Source organism: Bradyrhizobium sp. BTAi1 (assembly GCF_000015165.1).
In the GTDB taxonomy this organism is placed as follows: domain Bacteria; phylum Pseudomonadota; class Alphaproteobacteria; order Rhizobiales; family Xanthobacteraceae; genus Bradyrhizobium; species Bradyrhizobium denitrificans.
The window spans coordinates 3,410,942-3,430,814 of record NC_009485.1; the positions used below are offsets into that span (position 1 = coordinate 3,410,942).

The 19,873-nt window shown below is 65.0% G+C and carries 17 protein-coding genes; 13 read left to right on the plus strand and 4 right to left on the minus strand.

Going from position 1 to position 19,873, the window contains the following annotated elements:
- The first annotated feature begins 10 nt into the window (after positions 1-10).
- From BBTA_RS15235 to BBTA_RS15245, 3 genes are read left to right on the plus strand one after another with little or no spacing between them, the layout of a single operon-like run.
- Complete coding sequence (locus BBTA_RS15235; RefSeq protein ID WP_012043380.1) at positions 11-793, plus strand: cyclase family protein; 783 nt, start codon at positions 11-13, stop codon at positions 791-793.
- Positions 794-852: 59 nt separating this feature from the next.
- Complete coding sequence (locus BBTA_RS15240; protein WP_012043381.1) at positions 853-2,007, plus strand: ABC transporter substrate-binding protein; 1,155 nt, start codon at positions 853-855, stop codon at positions 2,005-2,007.
- Between the two features lie 26 nt (positions 2,008-2,033).
- Positions 2,034-3,671 carry an ATP-dependent acyl-CoA ligase gene (locus BBTA_RS15245; RefSeq protein ID WP_012043382.1) on the plus strand — a complete coding sequence of 546 codons (1,638 nt, stop codon included), beginning with the start codon at positions 2,034-2,036 and terminating at the stop codon, positions 3,669-3,671.
- 77 nt (positions 3,672-3,748) lie between these two features.
- Here BBTA_RS15245 and BBTA_RS15250 read toward each other — a convergent pair whose 3' ends face one another.
- The gene (locus tag BBTA_RS15250) at positions 3,749-4,306 is read right to left on the minus strand and encodes a MarR family winged helix-turn-helix transcriptional regulator (RefSeq protein ID WP_244424428.1); all 558 of its coding nucleotides are present in this window, start codon (positions 4,304-4,306) and stop codon (positions 3,749-3,751) included.
- Positions 4,307-4,554: 248 nt separating this feature from the next.
- On the opposite strand from BBTA_RS15250, the gene BBTA_RS15255 reads away from it, so the two are divergent.
- A complete protein-coding gene (locus tag BBTA_RS15255) occupies positions 4,555-5,004 on the plus strand; it encodes a (2Fe-2S)-binding protein (protein WP_041750658.1) in 450 nt (149 codons plus the stop codon).
- Between the two features lie 12 nt (positions 5,005-5,016).
- The gene (locus tag BBTA_RS15260; protein ID WP_012043385.1) at positions 5,017-7,254 is read left to right on the plus strand and encodes a molybdopterin cofactor-binding domain-containing protein; all 2,238 of its coding nucleotides are present in this window, start codon (positions 5,017-5,019) and stop codon (positions 7,252-7,254) included.
- A gap of 175 nt (positions 7,255-7,429) precedes the next feature.
- Here BBTA_RS15260 and BBTA_RS15265 read toward each other — a convergent pair whose 3' ends face one another.
- Entirely contained in the window at positions 7,430-8,398 is a 969-nt protein-coding gene (locus tag BBTA_RS15265; protein ID WP_012043386.1) for a GlxA family transcriptional regulator, read from the minus strand.
- 123 nt (positions 8,399-8,521) lie between these two features.
- On the opposite strand from BBTA_RS15265, the gene BBTA_RS15270 reads away from it, so the two are divergent.
- A complete protein-coding gene (locus BBTA_RS15270) occupies positions 8,522-9,316 on the plus strand; it encodes an SDR family oxidoreductase (RefSeq protein WP_012043387.1) in 795 nt (264 codons plus the stop codon).
- Positions 9,317-9,466: 150 nt separating this feature from the next.
- Here the strand turns inward: BBTA_RS15270 and dinB are convergent, their stop codons facing one another.
- Together dinB and BBTA_RS15280 are read right to left on the minus strand one after the other, a co-directional pair.
- Positions 9,467-10,570: a DNA polymerase IV gene (dinB, locus tag BBTA_RS15275; RefSeq protein WP_041750659.1), complete on the minus strand. Its 1,104-nt coding sequence runs from the start codon at positions 10,568-10,570 to the stop codon at positions 9,467-9,469.
- A gap of 132 nt (positions 10,571-10,702) precedes the next feature.
- On the minus strand, positions 10,703-11,584 hold the full coding sequence (locus BBTA_RS15280; RefSeq protein WP_012043389.1) for a LysR substrate-binding domain-containing protein: 882 nt from the start codon (positions 11,582-11,584) through the stop codon (positions 10,703-10,705).
- Positions 11,585-11,691: 107 nt separating this feature from the next.
- On the opposite strand from BBTA_RS15280, the gene BBTA_RS15285 reads away from it, so the two are divergent.
- From BBTA_RS15285 to BBTA_RS15315, 7 genes are all read left to right on the plus strand, one after another.
- Positions 11,692-12,441, plus strand: coding sequence for an SDR family NAD(P)-dependent oxidoreductase (locus tag BBTA_RS15285; RefSeq protein WP_012043390.1), 750 nt, complete (start codon positions 11,692-11,694; stop codon positions 12,439-12,441).
- A gap of 14 nt (positions 12,442-12,455) precedes the next feature.
- Positions 12,456-13,304 carry a transketolase gene (locus BBTA_RS15290; protein WP_012043391.1) on the plus strand — a complete coding sequence of 283 codons (849 nt, stop codon included), beginning with the start codon at positions 12,456-12,458 and terminating at the stop codon, positions 13,302-13,304.
- Positions 13,304-14,317: a transketolase family protein gene (locus tag BBTA_RS15295; RefSeq protein WP_012043392.1), complete on the plus strand. Its 1,014-nt coding sequence runs from the start codon at positions 13,304-13,306 to the stop codon at positions 14,315-14,317. Before BBTA_RS15290 ends, BBTA_RS15295 begins: the two co-directional genes overlap by 1 nt.
- Positions 14,318-14,397: 80 nt before the next feature.
- The gene (locus tag BBTA_RS15300) at positions 14,398-15,411 is read left to right on the plus strand and encodes a TRAP transporter substrate-binding protein (protein ID WP_012043393.1); all 1,014 of its coding nucleotides are present in this window, start codon (positions 14,398-14,400) and stop codon (positions 15,409-15,411) included.
- Positions 15,408-17,267, plus strand: a complete 1,860-nt coding sequence (locus BBTA_RS15305) for a TRAP transporter large permease subunit (protein WP_012043394.1) — start codon at positions 15,408-15,410, stop codon at positions 17,265-17,267. The genes BBTA_RS15300 and BBTA_RS15305 overlap by 4 nt, the downstream gene beginning before the upstream one ends.
- A gap of 35 nt (positions 17,268-17,302) precedes the next feature.
- Complete coding sequence (locus tag BBTA_RS15310; protein WP_012043395.1) at positions 17,303-18,799, plus strand: sugar ABC transporter ATP-binding protein; 1,497 nt, start codon at positions 17,303-17,305, stop codon at positions 18,797-18,799.
- 31 nt (positions 18,800-18,830) lie between these two features.
- Positions 18,831-19,838: an ABC transporter permease gene (locus BBTA_RS15315; protein WP_041751450.1), complete on the plus strand. Its 1,008-nt coding sequence runs from the start codon at positions 18,831-18,833 to the stop codon at positions 19,836-19,838.
- The last annotated feature ends 35 nt before the right edge of the window (positions 19,839-19,873 follow it).

The following is a 19,873-nucleotide window of genomic DNA, read 5'->3' on the forward strand; positions in this document are numbered from 1 at the left end:
AACCATGACCATGCAGAGCTCGAACCTCCTGGAGCTAGCAGGCGCGATCTCTTCCGGCGCGGTCCGCGTCGTCGATTTGACATTTACGCTCAGTCCGGATTTTCCGGTCATCGTGCTGCCACCGGAATTCAGCCCGGCGGCGCCGGTTCGGATTCAGGAGCTGTCGCGTTACGATGCCCGCGGCCCGGCCTGGTATTGGAACAACGTGTCGTTCTGCGAGCACACCGGAACTCATTTCGACGCGCCGATCCATTGGTTCACCGGCAAGGACCTGCCGAACAACGCGGTCGATACGATGCCCCCGAAGGACATGCTGGCTCCAGCCTGCGTCATCGACTGCTCGGCTCAAGCAAAGCAGGATCCCGATTTCCTCCTGACGATCCCCGTGGTCGAGGCCTGGGAAGCCCAGCATGGTCGCATTCCCGAGCGCAACTGGGTGCTGCTGCGGACGGACTGGTCGAAGAAGGGCTGGCGTGACTATGCAAATCTGCGCGATGACGGGGCGCACACGCCGGGCCCGAACCCGGCGGTGATGAAGTGGCTGGTTGAGCAGCGCGGCATCATCGGCTTCGGCACCGAAACCATCGGCACGGATGCCGGCCAGGCGGGCCATTTCGATCCGCCGTATCCGGCCCATCATTTCCTGCATGGCGCGGGCCGCTATGGTCTGCAGTGCCTCTGCAATCTCGATCAGCTTCCTGCCAAGGGAGCTGTCATCATCGCGTCGCCGCTGAAGATTCAGAACGGGTCAGGCAGTCCGTTGCGCGTGATCGCGCTGGTGTCGTCGAGCTGAAGCCGGCTGTGAGTTCTAGATGTGATGACAATATTGCAAACCGCCGGAACAGGTGCCGCATGCTAATCAAGAGCTGGTTGACTTCTTTTGCTGTGCTGCTCGGCCTTTCACAGGCCGCGCAGGCGGACATCCTTGTCGGCTTCGTCACCGGCCTCAGCGGGCCGGTGTCATCGATCGGGATTCCGAACGCCAAGGGGATCGCTGCCGGCCAGGCCTATGTCGGAGAGATCGGCGGTGAGAAGGTCCGCGTCATTCAGCTCGACGACGGGTCCGACCCGACGGCCTCCACGCGCAATGCCCGCAAGCTTGCCGAGCAGGACAAGGTCGACATCCTGATCGGGACCTCGGGAGCCCCGCAGACGCTGGCGATGGCGACGGCCGCGATCGAGATGAAGGTGCCCATGATCGCGGTGTCTCCGATCGCCCCGGTGCCGTCCGGCGACGGCGGGCCGTGGGTCGTTCAGACGCCGCAGCCGACGCCATTGCTGGTGCAAGGCATCGTTGATCATATGAAGGCGCGCGGGCTGAAGAGCGTCGCTTTCATCGGCTTCTCCGACGCGTTCGGCGACCTCATGTACGAGTCATTGTCCGCCAGCGCGAAGGCGGCCGACATCAAGGTCGTCGCCAATGAGCGCTACGCGCGCTCCGACTCGTCCGTCACAGCGCAGCTGTTGCGCGCGCTCGCGGCACGGCCGGATGCCATCATGCTGGGCGGGACGGGAACCCCCGGCGCGCTGCCGGTCATTGGCTTGTCCGAGCGCGGCTACAAGGGGCCGCTCTACGGCAATCACGGACTGATCAGCGCCGATTTTCTGCGGCTGGCCGGCAAGGCGGCGAACGGCATCATCTGTCCGACCGGACCGGTCACGGCGGCCGAGCAGCTTGCGGCAGGCAATCCCATTCGAGAGGTGGCCTTGGCCTTCCGCGCGGCCTTCGCCAAGGCCAATGGCGAAGCGCCGACCGATTCATTTTCGTCCTATTCGTTCGACGGCTGGCTGGTGTTCGTCGACGCTGCGAAGCGCGCGTTGGCGACGGGTGCGAAGCCTGGATCGCCGGAATTCCGCTCCGCTCTCCGCGAAGCGCTGTTCACCACCAAGGATGTCGTCGGGACCCAGGGCGTCTACACCTTCACGCCGGCCGATCGGCATGGTGTCGATGCGCGAGCGCGCATCATGGTCCAGATCGAAGACGGTCACTACAAATTGCTGCCATGATGGTCGGCGCTTGAGCGGAGTAGCAGGTGCGGACAGACGTATGTGATCCCGTCGCGGAGCGTGACGCCTTGCCGAGCTGGGCGCGCGCGGTCGCGCGATTCTCGCCGTCCGAAAGGGTGCTTCCGGCGATTCTGCAACGGCAGGCGGAACACTACGGCGAGCGGGTGTTGTTCGTGTCTGGGGAGGAGCGCTGGACCTATGCGGACACGGTCCAGATTGCCGCCGCATCGGCACAGACGCTGATCGAGGCCGGACTCAAGCCGGGCGATCGCGTCGCGTTGATGTGCTCGAACCGGCCGGAGTTTCTTCGGGTCTATCTCGGCTGCGCCTGGCTTGGTGCGATCGTCGTGCCGATCAATACGGCGCTGCGAGGTCTGCAACTGTCCCATGTGCTTCGCAACTCGCGCCCCGCGCTGCTGGTCGTCGAAGCTCCGTATCTCGCGGCGATCGAGACGATCGAGCCCGATGTTCAACTGCCGCCGTCGATCTGGATCATCGGATCGGCCGTGGAGACCGCGCTGTCAGCTGTCCCGCTGCCGCCGCTCGGCGCCTGTGCATGCGCTGGCGCGATACGCCCGGCCGACACGGTGGCCATCCTCTACACGTCCGGCACGACCGGGCCTTCGAAGGGCGTTTGCTGCCCGCAGGCCCAGATGTTCTGGTGGGGTATCTATTCGGCGCGGGCGCTCGGCCTCCGCGAGGGCGATGTGCTGTTCACGACGCTGCCGCTCTTCCACACCAATGCGTTGAATGCGTTCTATCAGGCGATGCTGAACGGATGTACCTACGTCCTGGAGCCGAAATTCTCCGCCTCGGGTTATTGGGCGGCGGCGCGACGGCACCAGGCAACCGTGGGCTATCTGCTCGGCGCCATGGCCTCGATGCTGCTGGCGCAGCCGAAGCGGGAGGAGGAGTCCACGCACGGCCTGCGCGTCGCGCTTGGCGGCGGTGTGCCGGCGCAGGTGCATCGATCCTTCTTCGAACGGTTCGGCGTTCCCCTGCTCGACGGCTACGGCTCCACGGAAACGAACTTCGTATTTGCGGGAACGATTCCATCCGATCGTCCGGGGACGATGGGCTATCTTGCGGACGGGATCGAAGCCCGGATTGTCGATGAGGACGATACGGAGCTGCCTGACGGCGAGGCTGGCGAACTCGTTCTGCGCGCCAAGGAGCCATTCGCCTTTGCCAGCGGATATTACGGCATGGCCGAGAAGACCGTCGAAGCATGGCGGAACCTGTGGTTTCATTCCGGCGACCGCGTGGTCCGTGAGCCGAGCGGACATTTTCGCTTCATCGATCGGATGAAGGACTCGATCCGCCGGCGCGGGGAGAACGTATCGTCCTGGGAGGTCGAGCAGGCGATCCAGGCGCATCCTGCCGTAGCGGCCTGCGCCGTCTACCCGTTGCCATCGGAGCTGGGGGAGGATGAGGTCGCCGTCGCAATTCTGCTCGAGCCCGGACAGAGCTTGGAGCCTGTCGATGTCATCAGGCATTGCGAGGCGATGATCGCCTATTTCGCGGTGCCCCGCTATGTGCGCATCGTTGCGCAGATGCCGCTGACGGAGAATGGCAAGATCAAGAAGGGCGTGTTGCGCGAGGCTGGTGTGACCGCTGACACGTGGGATCGCGACGCGGCCGGGATTCGTGTTCGGCGGCAGTGATTGTCTTGCCCGCTGCTGCTCGACAGTCTTTGCGCTTTTCGTCGAGCTCAGCCGCGCCAACTGATCACGGCGGCGACCTAAGGCTTTCGTGTCGCTTGCTTGACGGCTCCCTTCAGATCATCAAGCTCCAAGGTCAGCCCGTCGAGCCGTTCCGGCGGAAATTGCGCCAGCAGCTCGGCGAGCCATGCACCGTGCCGCTTCGCCATGCGCCTGAATGCTTTGCGGCCCTCGACCGTCATGCATATGATCTGGACGCGCCGATCCAGGTTCGAAGGCGTGCGGGTGATGTAGCCATCCTCGACCAGACGGTCGACGATCGGGGTGAGGTTGCCGGCAGAGACCATCAAGCGCTTGGGCAATTCGCCCAGAACGAGCCCGCTGGGTTCGCGATCGAGCTGAGCCAGCACGTCGAAGCGCGGCATGGTGAAATCGAATTCCTCGCGGAATCGACGCCTCAACTCTCCCTCGATCAGCGTCGTGCAGGCGAGCAGCCGCAACCATAGCCGTGTCTGTGCCCTGTGCTCGGCCTCCTGATCGGTGCCGGTCCTGGACGCAACAGGCGGGGCCTCCTTAAGTGCCAAATCGACTTTCCTGTCGGCCCGTTTCACGTCGTCACAGTCCTCGCTCGTGTCCATCTGAATTACTTCGTACCAAAAGTAAATTCAAGGCTCGGCCCATTGAGGTCAGCACGGAAGCGGTCGCTTCGACCCGGACGGCGTGGCCGGCAGATTTCGAAATACCAGAAGTGCGGTCAGCCTCTCGCGCGAACGGCTCCGATCTGGCCGCCCAATTGCGCCATGATGTCCGGAACTGCCGGATTTTTGTCATCCGCCAACCGTCCGATCGCCTGTAGCCTGTCGGCTCAAACCGAGGTGCAATCGCCATGACCAGAATTCACGTGAACGGCCGCGACTACGAGATTGCGGCCGAGGCCGACACCCCGTTGCTTTGGGTGCTCAGGGATACTTTGGGGCTTACCGGCACCAAATATGGCTGCGGCATTGCGCAATGCGGCGCCTGTACGGTGATGATCGACGGGCAGGCGACACGGTCCTGCCAAGTTCCACTCGATAGCATCGGCTCAGCCGACATCCGGACCATCGAGGCGATCGATCAGGATGCTGTCGGTCGCAAGGTGGTCGAGGCGTGGGTCACGGATCAGGTGCCGCAATGCGGCTATTGCCAGTCGGGGCAGGTGATGGCGGCGACCGCGCTGTTGAAGCAGACCCCGCATCCGTCCGAGGCCGACATCGCCGATGCCATGACCAATCTGTGCCGCTGCGGCACTTATAATCGCGTTGCCGCAGCGATCCGTCGCGTAGCTCATGCCTGAGGAGACACGACCATGAACGCTCTCCTCAAGATCGACCTGTCCGCGGTGATGCCGCTGATCCCTGATCGGGGTGTGACCAACCTGTCGCGCCGCCGTCTGCTCGGGCTCGGCGCAGGCGCCTTCGTCCTTGGGACGTTGCTGCCGGCGTTCGGTGCGCGCGCACAGGCCGCCGCGGCTGTGAAGCCGGGCACCCGCGTGCCGGCGTTCCTCGTCATCGGCCAGGACAACACGGTCAAGCTGCTCAGCCCATTCGTCGAAGGCGGGCAGGGCATCAACACCGGGCTCGCCCAGATCGTCGGTGAAGAGCTCGATGTACATCCGAGCCGTTTCGAGGTCGAATGCGCGCCGCCTGGTCCGGATTACGCCATTCTCAACGGCCTGCGCCTGACCGGCGGCAGCTTCTCGACGCGGTCGAGCTACGAGGTGATGCGCAGGCTCGGCGCCAGCGCACGCGACATGCTGATCCGCGCTGCGGCCGCAAAGCTGAGCGTGACGGCGGATACGTTGACCACCGACGACGGTTACGTCGTCCATGCCGGATCAAACCGCCGCGTGACTTATGGCGAGCTCGCCGAACAGGCGCTTGCGTTGACGCCGGCCGAGAACGTGGCGCTGCGCGATCCCGCGACCTTCCGCTATATCCGCCAGCCGATGGCGCGGCTCGATGTCCGCGCCAAATCGACCGGCAAGGCGGTCTATGCGATCGATCAGAAGCTCGACGGCATGCTGTACGCGGCGATCCAGCATGCGCCGGTGCTCGGGACCGAGCCGGAACGCGTCAGCAACGAGTCTGCGGTGGCCGCGATGCCGGGCGTCCACGCCGTGCACAGACTGCCGGGCGCCGTCGCGGTTACCGCCGACAGCTGGTATCGCGCGCGCAAGGCGGTCGAGACGCTGGAGGTGACGTGGTCCAAGGCGCCGGCGACGGGGTTCGACGCCGTGGCCGCCGACTATTCGTCGACGGGCATTCTGGCCGCGCTGAAAGCGTCGGACGCGAGCGGCCTGTCCGCCGAGAAGGATGGCGACGTCGCGGCAGCCTTTGCCAATGCAGCGAAGATCGTTGAAGCCGAATATGACGCGCCTTATCTGGCGCACGGCCAGCTCGAGCCGCCATCGTCGATGGCGCGCTTCAATGCCGATGGGACGCTCGAGCTGTTTGTGCCCAATCAGATGCCGGAGCTGTTCCAGAGCATCGCTGCGAAAGTCGGGGATGTTGCCCCGGACAGGGTGATCCTGCACTCACCGATGCTCGGCGGCTTTTTCGGCCGCCACTTCGCTTACGGCTCGTCCAATCCGTTCCAGCAGGCAATCCTGCTGGCCAAGGCCACCAAGCGTCCGGTGAAGGTGTTGTGGTCGCGAGAGGAGGAGTTCAAGATGGACGCGTTGCGTCCGCTGAGCTTCAGCCGCTTCAAGGCGGCGCTCGACAAGGACGGCATCCCCATTGCGATCAAGGTGCGCACCGTGGGCGAGGGGCCGATAGGACGCTGGTTCGGCGTCACCGCCGGCGGCAAGGTCGACAGCTCCGCTGTCGAGGGCCTCGTCGAGAAGCCCTACGCGATTGCCAATCGGAGCATGGAATATGTGAAGTTCGCCCATCCCGTGACGATCGCCTTCTGGCGCTCGGTCGGCCACTCCATGAACGACTACTTCTATGAAGGCTTCCTGGACGAGATCGCCGATGCTGGCGGCAAGGATCCGTATCAGCTGCGCCTCGCGCTGCTAGAGAACAAGCCGCGCCATCTGAAACTGTTGGAAACCGTCGCCAGGATGTCCGGCGGCTGGAAGCGCGGACCTTACGAGGCGGAGGGCGGCAAGCGCGCCCGCGGCGTGGCGCTGGCGTCGCCGTTCGGCTCGGAGACCGCGACCATCGCGGAGGTCTCGCTGCAGAAAGGCGAGGTGCGTGTCCACAATCTCTGGATCGCGTTCGATCCCGGCAGCATCGTCAATCCTGCGATCATCACGTCGCAAGTGGAATCGGCGGCGGCGCTCGGCCTGTCTGCGGCGCTGTTCGAGGAGCTCGTCTACAAGGACGGTCGGCGCCAGCAGCATAATTTCGACGACTATCCGATCCTGTCGCGCAGCGCGATGCCGTCGGTGCATGTCGAGATCGTCGAGAGCGGCGCCCCGATGGGCGGTGTCGGTGAGCCCGGCCTGCCCGGAATTGCGCCCGCAGTCGTCAACGCGGTCGCCGCACTGACCGGGCGGCATGTGCGCAGCCTGCCGCTCGCCAAGGCAAAGCTCGGAGTCTGAGACGCGATTTGCATCCCGGCACAGGCGTGCCGGGATGCTCTGCAATCAGCGCGTCAGTAACCTGTCCATTTCGGCGACGTCGTCGATTTCTTAAACAGGAAAGCGCAGCCGGCCTCGGGATAGAGCAAGAGCTTGGCATCCGGTGCCGACTGCTATAGCGCGCAGAAGCGCCCATTCAGGACATGTTGTCTGCCGTCTCCTGAGGCTCGCCCTCGATCAACCGCAGGCTCCGACGCAAGCTTTGTGGTGGCTGGCCGAAAAAGCGCAGAAAGGCGCGGCGCATCCGGTCGCGATCGGCAAAGCCGGTGTCGCGTGCCACGACGTCCAGGGAATGCCGTCCTTCTTCCAGCATCGCTTTGGCAGCTTCGAGCCTGAGACGCTCAACCGCCTTGGCCGGCGACTGTCCTGTCTCGTCGCGGAAGATGCGGCTGAACTGGCGCGGGCTCAGGCTTGCGGCCTCGGCCAACTCCTCGACGTTCAAGGCATTACGCAGATTTTCCTTTGCGTAAGTGAGCGCGCGCCGCACGCGATCGGAGCGCGGCTCCAGATCCAGCAGCGCCGAAAATTGCGACTGGCCGCCCGGCCGGCGGTGATAGACCACGAGCCGACGCGCGACGGCGCGCGACAATTCGGCGCCGTGATCCTCCTCGATCAGCGCCAGCGCCAGGTCGATGGCCGCGGTCATGCCCGCCGACGTCCAGACATTGCCGTCGGAGACAAAGATGCGATCGTCATCGACCCTGACGGCGGGATAGCGCTGCTGAAGGTCGCTGGCATATGCCCAATGCGTCGTCGCGCTGCGGCCATCGAGCAGCCCGGCTTCGGCGAGCAGGAAGGCTCCGGTGCAGACGCCTGCGACGCGGCGGCACTTCTGACCAGCCTCGGCGATATAGGCGCGCAAGCCCGGGCTCGACGGCCGCGGCCGCAATTCACCCACCACCATCAGCGTATCGGGAAAGTCTCCCAGCGGTTCGGTGTCGATCCGCACGCCCAAGGTCGACCGGATCGGGCCACCCTTCTCGGACATGACGCTGACGCGATAGAGCTTCTCGCCGCTCTGGATGTTGGCAAATTCGAACGCACTTGAGGCGGCCATCGCCATGATCTGAAAGCCATCTTCCATGATGAAGCCGATGTGGCGCATGATGATACCGTTGTTATGTCCTGATTTGCCGTTTATATGACATTTGAGACGATAAAATCCAGGGGTAGGTCTGGTCCATCTGTTCCAGCCGCTTCGGCGGGACGCTAGCGAGGGAAGTCGGCCATGACCAACCAGACCAAAGGGACCGTCCTAATCACCGGAGCGTCGTCCGGGATCGGCGCCATCTACGCTGCGCGCTTCGCCGCGCGCGGCCACGACCTGATCCTTGTCGCCAGGAACAAGGATCGGCTCGCCGCGCTCGCCGACAAGCTGACCACTCAGCACGGCGTGAAGGTGCGGACGCTCGTCGCCGATCTCACCGACCGCGCCGGCCTGAGCCAGGTCGAGAACGTCCTGAAGACCGACGCCTCCATCACGCATCTCATCAACAATGCCGGGTTTGGCAGTGCGGCGCCGCTCGCCAGCGCCTCAGTTGAAGAGATGGAGAAGATGGTCGCCATCAACGTCACCGCGCCGCTGCGGCTCACTTACGCGGCGGTCCCGCAATTCGTTGCGCGCAAGCAGGGCACCATCGTCAACATCGCGTCGATCGTGGCAATCGGTCCCGAGATTCTGAATGGCGTCTATGGCGGCACCAAATCCTTCGTGCTTGCCTTCAGCCAGTCGCTGCGCAAGGAACTCGCCGGCACCGGCGTGCATGTGCAGGTGGTGCTGCCCGGCGCAACGGGCACCGAGTTCTGGGACATCGCCGGTCTGCCGGCCAGCAATCTGCCGAAGGAATGGGTGATGTCGGCGGCCGATCTGGTCGATGCCGCGCTGCGTGGCCTGGATCGCGGTGAGTTCGCCACGGTGCCCTCGCTTGCGGATGGCGCCGAGTTCGAGGCGTGGGAGGCCGCGCGGCAGACCATGCTGCCGCATTTGTCGAGCGCCGTGGTTGCCGAGCGCTATCGCAGCTGATGCGATCGATCCGGCGCGGCAGTTTTCGCCGCGCCGTTCGGACCGAAGCTCCCGCGGCCGTTCAATCTGCGGGAGTTTTGGTGACTGCTGGATTTGGCCAAACCAGACTCGTCATTAGCAAACAGGCGGCTCTTTCGACGCCGTAGCCGCTCACAGCCCGAAATCCAGTTGAGGTTCTGCGTCGTCCAGATGCTGCAGCGACGAGAGTGCGACCCCCAACAGCCGCACCGGCTTTGGCAGCGGCATCTCGGCCTGAAGCAGCCCGACCGCCAATCGCTCCAGATCCGTGCGACCGGTCACCGGCGACAACAGTGACCGGCTGCGGGTGATGATCTCGAAGTCGGAGAATTTCACCTTCAACGTTACTGTTCGCCCGCTTTTGCCGGTGCTTTCGCAATGGCGCCAGACCTTGTCGATCAGCGGGCGCAACTCCGCCGTCATGGGCTCCAGCTCCGTCAGGTCGGTGACGAACGTGGTCTCCGCGCCGACCGATTTCCGGATGCGGTCGGCCCGGACCGGACGCTCATCTATTCCCCGCGAGATCCAATAATAATACGCGCCGGATTTGCCGAAATGCTGCTGCAGGAAAGCGAGTGACTGGCGGCGGATGTCGAGTCCGGTCCGGATTCCGAGCGCGGTGAGTTTTGCCGCTGTGGCCGGGCCGATGCCGTGGAATTTCCCGACTGGCAAGGTCTCCACGAAAGCAGGTCCCATCTCCGGAGAGATGACGTATTGACCGTTGGGCTTGCGGTGATCCGAGGCGAGCTTCGCCAGGAACTTGTTGTAGGAAATGCCGGCCGAGGCATTGAGACCGGTCTCGGTCTTGATCGTCTCCCGGATCCGTAAGGCGATGTCCCGCGCCAGCGGAATGCCTTGCAGGTTCTCGGTGACGTCGAGATAGGCTTCGTCAAGCGACAAAGGCTCGATGAGCGGCGTGTGCTCGGCGAAAATCGCGCGGACCTGCAGGCTGATGGCCTTGTAGACCTCGAAGCGGGGCTTCACAAAAATCAGGTCTGGACATTGGCGCTTTGCGGTCACCGACGGCATCGCCGAGCGGACGCCAAACTTCCGGGCTTCATAGCTTGCGGCAGCCACCACGCCTCGCTCGCGTGAACCGCCGACCGCCACCGGCTTGCCGCGAAGCTCTGGATTGTCCCGCTGCTCGACGGACGCATAGAACGCATCCATGTCGATATGGATGATCTTGCGGATCACCGCTGGAGGGGCATCCTGTTCTGGGGCTGACGTTGGCATGCCGCATTGTACAAAATCCTGGCATGCGAGTCTGCTGGACTCCAGCTTGCAACTTGCAGCTTGCGCCGACGCCTTCTGGGAGCAGGCCGTCCCAAATGAGCAGAAGGCAGGCGGGGCACCCCTGCGAGCTTCTCAGCGCTCTCGATGCAGCTCGGATATGATCCAGTCGGCGAAAGCGCGCACGGCACTGCGTTGGTAGTCGCTGCGCGGCACGACCAGACGATGCCCGATGTAGCGGATGTCGGTCGCGCGGCCGGCCAGCGGCGCGACGAGTCGCCCCGACGCCAGCTCGCGCTCGGCCAGCAAGGTGGATTCGAGCGCGACGCCGAGGCCTTCAGCGGCGGTCGCAAGGGCGAGAAAGCTGCGGTCGAAGCGCATGCCGTGCAAAGCTGGGGACTCGAGACCGTTGGCCGCGAACCACTGATGCCATTGAACCTGCTTGACGTCGGAGCGGATCAGCGTGCGTTCCAGCAGATCGGCGGGCTGCTTGATCGTTGCTGCCAGCGCCGGGGCGCAAAGCGGCGTGACCGTCTCCTCCGCCAGAGGAACGATCTCGACGCCTTCGGCATGCGGCTGGCCATAGACGATGTCGATGTCGAAATCGTCGGTCTTGAACCGGGCATAGTCGGTATTGGCGGCCAGCCGCACCTCGAGCTTGGGGTGGGCGGCGAGAAACCGCGCCAAACGCGGCGTCAGCCATTGCGCCGCGAAGCTCGGCGCTGAATGGACGCGGACCAATTGCGGACCGCGCGCGGCGACCTCTTCGAGGCCGCGGCGCAACTGATCGAACGCGGCACCGGCATGGCGCATCAGGTTCTCGCCAGCCGGCGTCAGCCGCACCGAGCGGGCCGTGCGTTCGAACAAGACCGTGCGCAAGGTCGCCTCCAGCTTGCGGATGGCGTGGCTGACCGCACTCGGGGTCAGATGAAGTTCATTCGCTGCATCGCGAAAAGAACCAGTCCGCGCAGCGGCCTCGAAGGCCTTGATTGACGAGATCGGGACGTTGGACAGCATTCTATAAGTGAACCAGATTCATCTATCCATGACAACTGCGCGTTTGTCGCCGCCGGTCCGGCCCGCCATGGTCAGCCCAACACAACGACACTTTGGGAGGACCAAGGATGCTGCTCAGCGGCAAGACGGCGATCATCTCGGGCGCAGCGTCCAGGCGCGGCATCGGGCTCGCGACCGCGCGGAGGTTCGCTGCCGAAGGCGCGCGCGTCGCCATTCTCGACATCGACGCCGCGGCGGCGGCCGATGCAGCCGCGACGCTCGGCGCTGCGCATCTCGGGCTCGGCTGCAATGTCGCCGACAAGAGCTCCTGCAATGACGCCGTCGCACAAGTCATCGCCAAGTTCGGCGTCATCGACATTCTCATCAACAATGCCGGCATCACCCAGCCGGTCAAGCTGCTCGACATCACGCCGGACGACTGGGAGCGTATCCAGGACGTCAACCTCAAGGGCGTGCTGTTCCTGTCGCAGGCGGTGATCCCGCATATGCGCGGCCGCAAGCAGGGCTCGATCGCCTGCATGTCGTCGGTCTCGGCGCAGCGCGGCGGCGGCATTTTCGGCGGCCCGCATTACTCCGCGGCGAAGGCCGGCGTGCTCGGCCTCGCCAAGGCCATGGCGCGCGAATTCGGCCCAGACGGCATCCGCGTCAATTGCGTGACGCCGGGCCTGATCGGCACCGACATCACCGCCGGCAAGCTGACCGACGACATGAAGGCCAAGATTCTCGAGGGCATTCCGCTGAACCGCCTCGGCACCGCCGACGATGTCGCCGGCATCTACACCTTCCTGGCGTCTGACCTGTCCGCCTACGTCACCGGCGCGGTCATCGACGTCAATGGCGGCATGCTGATTCACTAGCAAGGTCTGAGACAATGGATACCGCAACTCATCGGCTCGTCAACGCGCCGACTTTGGCGCAGCGCGCCCACAATATCCGCCGCCATGCGCTGCGCATGGGCGAGGTGCAGGGGCAGGGTTATATCGCGCAGGCGCTCGACATCTCCGACGTGCTGGCAACGGCCTATTTCCACGCAATGCGCTATCGGCCCGAAGATCCCAATTGGGAGGAGCGGGACCGTTTCCTGCTGTCCAACGGCCATTACGCGATCGCGCTCTACGCCGCGCTGATCGAGGCCGGCATCGTTCCCGAGGCCGAGCTCGAAACCTATGGCAGCGACGACAGCCGGCTGCCGATGTCCGGCATGGCGTCCTACACGCCCGGCATGGAGATGTCAGGTGGCTCGCTGGGTCTTGGGCTCAGCATCGCCGTCGGCATGGGGCTCGGCCTGAAGCGCAAAAACTCGACCTCACGCGTCTACACCCTGTTTTCCGACGGTGAGCTCGACGAAGGCTCGGTGTGGGAGGCGATCTCGTCCGCCAGCCACTACAAGCTCGACAACCTGATTGCGATCGTCGACGTCAACAATCAGCAGGCCGACGGGCCCTCGACCCAGGTCATGGGTTTCGAGCCGCTCGTCGATCGGCTGCAGGCATTCGGCTGGTTCGTGCAGCGCGTCAACGGCAATGACCTCGATGCCGTGGTCGCCGCTTTCGACGCCGCGAAGACCCACGAGGCGCCGAGGCCGCGTATGATCGTGGCCGACACGCTGATGGGCAAGGGCGTGCCGTTCCTGGAACAGCGCGAGAAGAACCATTTCATTCGCGTCGAGCCGCATGAGTGGCAGCTCGCGATCGCCGCACTCGACGCCGGGAGGCCGTGATGAAATCGACAAGACCCGCACCGGATCTGAGCAAGCCGCGCCTGACGACATCGGCGATGATCGCCTCGATTGCCTCCGAGGGCCAGCGCACCAGGCCGGCGCCGTTCGGCCACGCGCTGGTCGAACTGGCGCGCCGCCGGCCCGATGTGCTCGGCATGACCGCGGACCTCGGCAAGTACACCGACCTGCATATCTTCGCGAAGGAATTCCCCGAGCGCTATTATCAAATGGGCATGGCCGAGCAGCTCCTGTTCGGCGCCGCGTCCGGCTTGGCCGCCGAAGGGTTCATGCCGTTCGCAACCACTTACGCCGTGTTCGCCTCGCGCCGCGCTTATGACTTCATCCATCAGACGATCGCCGAGGAAGATCGCAATGTGAAGATCGTCTGCGCGCTGCCCGGCCTGACCTCCGGCTACGGCCCGAGCCACCAGGCGGCCGAGGATCTCGCGCTGATGCGGGCGATGCCGAACATGACCGTGATCGATCCCTGTGACGCGCATGAGATCGAGCAGGTCGTGCCGGCCATGGCGGCGCATCAGGGCCCGGTCTATATGCGGCTGCTGCGCGGCCAGGTGCCTCTCGTTCTCGATGAATACGACTACACATTCGAGCTCGGCAAGGCCAAGCTGCTGCGCGACGGCCGCGACGTGCTGATGATCTCCTCCGGCCTGATGACCATGCGCGCGCTCGAGGCGGCCAAGGCGCTGTCTGATGATCGCGTCGACGTCGCCGTGCTGCACGTCCCGACCATCAAGCCACTCGATGCAGAGACCATCCGGCGCGAGGCGGGCCGGTCGGGCCGCCTGGTGGTGGTCGCCGAAAATCACACGGTGATCGGCGGCCTCGGCGAGGCCGTCGCCGGCCTGCTGATGCGGGCGGGCGTGCATGTGCCGTTCCGGCAGATCGGCCTGCCGGACGCGTTCCTCGACGCAGGCGCGTTGCCGACGCTGCACGACCGCTACGGCATCTCGCTTTCGGAGGTCGCGAAGCAGGTGAAGGCCTGGCTCAAATAGCGGGCCATCCGCTCTCATTGACCCGCCGGCGCGCTGCAGTGCCGGATCATAACAAACAATATCATATTGGAGGGACGGCAATGCGCAAGGGGACGACGCGTCGGCAATTGATCACGGCAGCTGCTGCTCTGCCTTTCACATTCGCGATCTCGCGCTACGCGAAGGCGGCGGAGTTCACGATGAAGCTCGCGACCGGGCAGGATCCGTCGCATCCGGTCAACAAGCGGGCGCGAGAGGCCGCCGACCGCATCAAGGACGCCAGCGGCGGCCGCCTGGAGATCAATCTCTATCCGGCCAATCAGCTCGGATCGGATACGGACTTGATCTCGCAGGTCCGGGTCGGCGCGGTCGACGCGATCAATATCGCGAGCTCCGTGCTCGCTACGCGCGTGCCGCTCGCCGGCATCGTCAACACCGGCTTTGCCTTCTCCTCCTACGATCAGGTGTGGAAGGCGATGGACGGCAGCCTCGGAGATCATATCCGCAAGGACATCGAGAAGACCGGCGCGATCGCGCTCTCCAAGCCCTGGGACAATGGCTTCCGCCAGGTCACGTCCTCGACCCGTGAGATCAGGACACCGGACGATCTCAAGAGCTTCAAGATTCGCGTGCCGGCTGCGCCGATCCTGACAAGCCTGTTCCAGGCCCTCGGCGCCGGTCCGACACCGATCAATTTCAACGAGGTCTACACGTCGCTGCAGACCAAGGTGGTCGAGGGGCAGGAAAACCCGCTGCCGATCATCGCCACCGCCAAGCTCTACGAGGTCCAGAAATACTGCTCGCTCACCAGCCACGTCTGGGACGCCTATTGGATTCTCTGCAACCGCGCTGCGTTCACGCGGCTGCCCGCCGATCTGCAGGCGATCGTCACGCGCGAGTTCAACGCATCGGCCGACGACGAGCGCGCCGATATTGCCGCGCTGAGCCAGAGCCTGCGTGCCGACTTGGCCGCCAAGGGCTTCACCTTCGTCGATGTCGACAAGACCGCGTTCCGTGCCGCGCTCGGCAAGAGCAGCTTCTACAAGGATTGGCGCGGCAAGTTCGGCGAGGAGGCCTGGACGATCCTGCAGTCGAATGTGGGAGAGCTCGGATGAACAGCGTCGACATGTCTCTGACGGCCTCCACCAAGCACGGCGTCGTCGACGGTCTCGAACGGGCGCTGACCAGGCTGATCGAGATTCCGGCGATCGTCGCCCTGGTCGCGGAAGTCGGAATTCTCTTCACCGGCGTGATGTCGCGTTTCGTCTTCAACCGGCCGCTGACCTGGGCCGATGAGCTCGCGTCGATCACCTTTCTCTGGCTCGCCATGTTCGGCGCGGTGCTCGCGCTCAGCCGCGGTGAGCACATGCGGATGACGGCCCTGGTCGACCGCGTCAGTCCGCGCGTGCGTGCCGTGCTGGAATGTCTCGCTTTGATGGCGCCGGCCTTGTTCATGGGAATCCTGCTGCATCCGGCTATCGACTACGCCAATGGTCAGTCCTTCGTCGAGACGCCGGCGCTCGGCCTGTCCGATAGCCTGCGGGCCGGCGCCGTGCCGGTCGGCATCGGCCTGATGCTCGCGACCGCGCTGCTGCGCATGACCCGCCACGCCTCGCGCGATCTCGCGATCGCGCTGGTGCTGCTTGCGACAGTCGCGCTTGTGCTGTGGGGCACCGCTCCGGCGCTGAAGGCTCTCGGCAATTGGAACCTGATCGTCTTCTTCGCGCTGCTGCTGGGCGCGGCCGTGCTTGCCGGCGTGCCGATCGCGTTCTGCTTCGGCCTCGCCACCATTGCCTATCTGCTGACGGTCACGACCGCGCCGCTCGAGGTCGTCACCAGCCGGATCGATGAAGGCGTCTCTTCGCTGGTGCTGCTCGCGATCCCGCTGTTCATCCTGCTCGGGCACCTGATCGTGATGACCCGGATGGCCGAGGCGATGGTCGGCTTCCTCGTCTCGCTGGTCGGGCATGTCCGGGGCGGGCTGTCCTATGTGCTGCTCGGCGCCATCCTGCTCGTGTCCGGCATCTCCGGTGCGAAGACGGCCGACATGGCCGCAGTTGCGCCGGTGCTGTTTCCCGACATGAAGCGGCGCGGCATTCATGATGGCGAGCTGGTGTCGCTGCTCGCCGCCTCCGGCGCGATGGCCGAGACCATCCCGCCGTCGATCGTGCTGATCATCATCGGCTCGGTGGCCGGCGTCTCGATCTCGGCGCTGTTCACCGGTGGCATTCTGCCAGGCCTGGTGTTGGCGGCGGCGCTGGCGATCGTTGCCAAGCGGCGCATGGTCGAGCCGGAGAGCGTCATTCGTCCGCGCCCGTCCTGGGGCACGATCCGCGCCGCGCTCATCACAGCGATCCCCGCTCTGCTGCTGCCGGTGCTGATCCGGACCGCCGTCACGGAAGGCGTGGCGACCGCGACCGAGGTGTCGACCATCGGCATCGCCTATGCCGTCATCGTCGGGCTGCTCGTCTACCGCCGCTTCGACTGGCGCAAGCTCTACCCGGCGCTGGTCCACACTGCGGCCTTGTCGGGCGCGATTCTCTTCATCATCGGCGCGGCCACCGCGATGGCCTGGGCGCTGACCCAGTCGAACTTCTCGCATGCGCTGGCGGCGATGATGACATCGGTTCCCGGCGGCAAATACGGCTTCCTCCTGATCTCCATCGCCGTGTTCGTCCTGCTCGGCAGCATTCTCGAAGGTCTTCCCGCAATGGTCCTGTTCGGGCCGCTGCTGTTCCCGGCCGCCAAGCTGCTCGGCGTGCACGAGGTGCACTACGCGATGGTGATCATCCTCGCGATGGGCATCGGCCTGTTCGCGCCGCCTTTCGGGCTCGGCTACTACGCGGCGTGCTCGATCGGCCAGATCGATCCCAATGCCGGACTGGCGCGCATCTGGCCCTATCTCGGCGCGCTGGTGCTCGGCCTTCTGCTCGTCGCCTTCATCCCGTGGCTGTCGATCGGTTTCCTCTGACGCATCGTGGTGCAGGTGAGAACGTGAATCCCGAAATGTCAGCCCCGCGTGAGACCCAGGCCGGGACGAATGCCACGGCATTCGTCCTCGAAGCCAAGCAAATCGAAAAGAGCTTTGGTGCCACGCACGTCCTGCGCGGAGCCAATCTGCGGATCCGCCGTGGCGAAATCCACGCGCTGCTGGGCGGCAACGGAGCCGGCAAGTCGACGCTGATCCGGATCATATCCGGGTCGCACCGCCTTGATGCCGGGTCGATCAGCATCGATGGCCGGCTCGATCCGAACCCCAACGCGATCGCTGTCGTGTTTCAGGAGCTGGCGCTGCTGCCGCATCTGTCAGTGGCCGAGAACATCTATCTGCCGCATCGCAAGTGCGCCTTCGCGCGGCTCGGCGAGGCCGCGTGCTACGCGGAGGCCCGCGCCGCGCTGGCGCTGGTCGACGAGGAATTGGCGGAGCGGACGCTGGATTGGCCGGTGGCGCAGCTCGACCTGCACGAGCGGCAGTTTGTCGAGATTGCGCGGGCGCTGAGCTCCGGGGCGCGCGTGCTGCTGCTGGACGAGCCGACCGCCAACCTGACCTTTTCCGAGACGGAGCGGCTGTTCGGCATTCTGCGCAGGCTGGCGCAGCAGGGCATCAGCACGCTGCTGGTGTCGCATCGCATGGGCGAGATCCGCGCGCTCGCCGATGTCTGCACTGTGTTGCGCGACGGGCGCTCCGTGCTCGACCGCGTGGCTCTCTCCGACATCAGTGACGAGGCCATCGTCGAGGCGATGGGGCAGAAGAGCAGTGCGGTGTCGCCTCCTGCGCCGCGCGGCGCGCCGGCTGCGTCCGCGCGTATGCAGATTGTGTTGCGCAGTCCAGGTGTGTCGCTGAGCGTCGCCTCGGGGGAGGTGCTCGGGCTCGCCGGTGCGCCGGCCGGACCGTCCGGCGTGATCGAGACCCTGATCGGGGCGAGCCGGCCCGCGGCGTGGCAGATCACGATCGACGGTATCGATGTGAGATTCCCAAGTCCGGCCGAAGCGATCAGGGCAGGGGTCGGCTATGTCTCCGGCGATCGCGCGGAGAAGGGCATTCTCGCGACCCTGCCGATCCTCGACAACATCGTCGCGGCCGCTCGGGTGGCGGACCGTCGCATTCTGGCTTCGTCCAGGGAGGCGACGGCCGCGCAGACGGCGCTTGACATGCTCTCCATCAAAGCCAGCTCGATCGACGCGCTGCCGCAAACCGTGAGCGGGGGCACACAGCAGAAGCTGTTGCTGGCACGCTGGCTCGCGCCGGCGCCGAAGATCCTGGTGCTGGAGGAGCCGACGCGCGGCGTCGACATCGGCACCAAGCGCGAGATCTACGCGATGATCCGCGATGCCGCCGCCGCCGGCTGCGTTGTGGTGTGGTGGTCCACCGAATTCACCGAGCTGATTGCGGTGTGCGACCGGGTGGTCGCCTTCGATCTCAGCGGCCAGGCCAGCGGCGTTCTCGATCGCGACGAACTCGATGAGGTGTCGCTGTCGCGCGCGACCGGAATGGCGGCGTGAACATCTGCGCATGGGCAAGCAAGAGGGCAGCATGACGGAAGTGGTGATCGATCAGCGCGCGGCCGACCGGCCGCAGCCGGGCAAGCGCGCCTCGCTCGTCGTACGCCTGACGCGCATCTATCGCACGGAGATCGCGATCGCGATGGCCATCGTGGTTCTCCTGGTCGGCATCAGCTTCTGGTCGCCCTATGTTCTGACCTGGGGCAATCTCGCCAACATCGCCCAGGCCGCGGCACCGCTGATCCTGATGTCGCTCGGCGTGTTCCTGGTGATCGCGACCAGCGGGATCGATCTGTCGGTCGGCTCGACGTTTTCCTTGACCGGCATGGTGGCCGGCCTCTGCTTCTCTGCCGCCCTGCCGTGGCCGGTGGTCTGTTTGATCAGCCTCGGTGTCGGGCTTGCGGTCGGCGCGATCAATGGTGGCCTCGTCACGGTTGTCGGCCTCGCACCCTTCGTCGTCACCTTGATCACCTATGCGATCGGAGCCAGCCTGTCCTTCGTGATTACCAACGGCCACTCGATTGCGATCGCCGATCCGAATTTCTGGACGCTCAATGGCGGCGAGATGATCCCGGGTATTACCAACTTCGTGCTGTTCTGCGCGCTCGCCGTGATCGCGCTCGAATGTGTCCTGCGCAAGCTCGTCGTCGGCCGCTGGGTGTTCGCCATCGGCAGTAACGACAAGGCCGCCCGGCTGCTCGGCATTCCCGTGCATGGCGTGCGCTTCGGAGTCTATGTCGCGTCCGGCGTGGCGGCGTCCTTCGCCAGCCTTCTGAGCCTGTCTTATATCAGCAACTCGGAATCGACCGCCGGCGCCAACCTCATGCTGCAGGCGATCGCGGCCTGCGTGATCGGCGGCGCCAGCCTGTTCGGCGGCACCGGCTCGGCGATCGGCGCCATGCTCGGCGCGATCATGATCACGGTGATCCAGAACGGCGTCAACCTGATCGGCATCAACAGCTTCTGGCAGGGAACCGTCACGGGAGCCGTCATTCTCGTCGCAGTCCTGATCGATCGCGCCACGAAGGTCCGCAGCTGAGACTGCGAAATTGCGGAACCACCAAAAAACACGGA

Excerpts from the sequence above, each read along its gene's own strand:
- BBTA_RS15235 (WP_012043380.1), top strand. The coding sequence starts at position 11 with ATGCAGAGCTCGAACCTCCTGGAGCTAGCAGGCGCGATCTCTTCCGGC.
- BBTA_RS15240 (WP_012043381.1), top strand. The coding sequence starts at position 853 with ATGCTAATCAAGAGCTGGTTGACTTCTTTTGCTGTGCTGCTCGGCCTT.
- BBTA_RS15250 (WP_244424428.1), bottom strand. The coding sequence starts at position 4,306 with ATGGACACGAGCGAGGACTGTGACGACGTGAAACGGGCCGACAGGAAA.
- BBTA_RS15255 (WP_041750658.1), top strand. The coding sequence starts at position 4,555 with ATGACCAGAATTCACGTGAACGGCCGCGACTACGAGATTGCGGCCGAG.
- BBTA_RS15260 (WP_012043385.1), top strand. The coding sequence starts at position 5,017 with ATGAACGCTCTCCTCAAGATCGACCTGTCCGCGGTGATGCCGCTGATC.
- BBTA_RS15265 (WP_012043386.1), bottom strand. The coding sequence starts at position 8,398 with ATGCGCCACATCGGCTTCATCATGGAAGATGGCTTTCAGATCATGGCG.
- BBTA_RS15270 (WP_012043387.1), top strand. The coding sequence starts at position 8,522 with ATGACCAACCAGACCAAAGGGACCGTCCTAATCACCGGAGCGTCGTCC.
- dinB (WP_041750659.1), bottom strand. The coding sequence starts at position 10,570 with ATGCCAACGTCAGCCCCAGAACAGGATGCCCCTCCAGCGGTGATCCGC.
- BBTA_RS15280 (WP_012043389.1), bottom strand. The coding sequence starts at position 11,584 with ATGCTGTCCAACGTCCCGATCTCGTCAATCAAGGCCTTCGAGGCCGCT.
- BBTA_RS15285 (WP_012043390.1), top strand. The coding sequence starts at position 11,692 with ATGCTGCTCAGCGGCAAGACGGCGATCATCTCGGGCGCAGCGTCCAGG.
- BBTA_RS15290 (WP_012043391.1), top strand. The coding sequence starts at position 12,456 with ATGGATACCGCAACTCATCGGCTCGTCAACGCGCCGACTTTGGCGCAG.
- BBTA_RS15295 (WP_012043392.1), top strand. The coding sequence starts at position 13,304 with ATGAAATCGACAAGACCCGCACCGGATCTGAGCAAGCCGCGCCTGACG.
- BBTA_RS15300 (WP_012043393.1), top strand. The coding sequence starts at position 14,398 with ATGCGCAAGGGGACGACGCGTCGGCAATTGATCACGGCAGCTGCTGCT.
- BBTA_RS15305 (WP_012043394.1), top strand. The coding sequence starts at position 15,408 with ATGAACAGCGTCGACATGTCTCTGACGGCCTCCACCAAGCACGGCGTC.
- BBTA_RS15310 (WP_012043395.1), top strand. The coding sequence starts at position 17,303 with ATGTCAGCCCCGCGTGAGACCCAGGCCGGGACGAATGCCACGGCATTC.
- BBTA_RS15315 (WP_041751450.1), top strand. The coding sequence starts at position 18,831 with ATGACGGAAGTGGTGATCGATCAGCGCGCGGCCGACCGGCCGCAGCCG.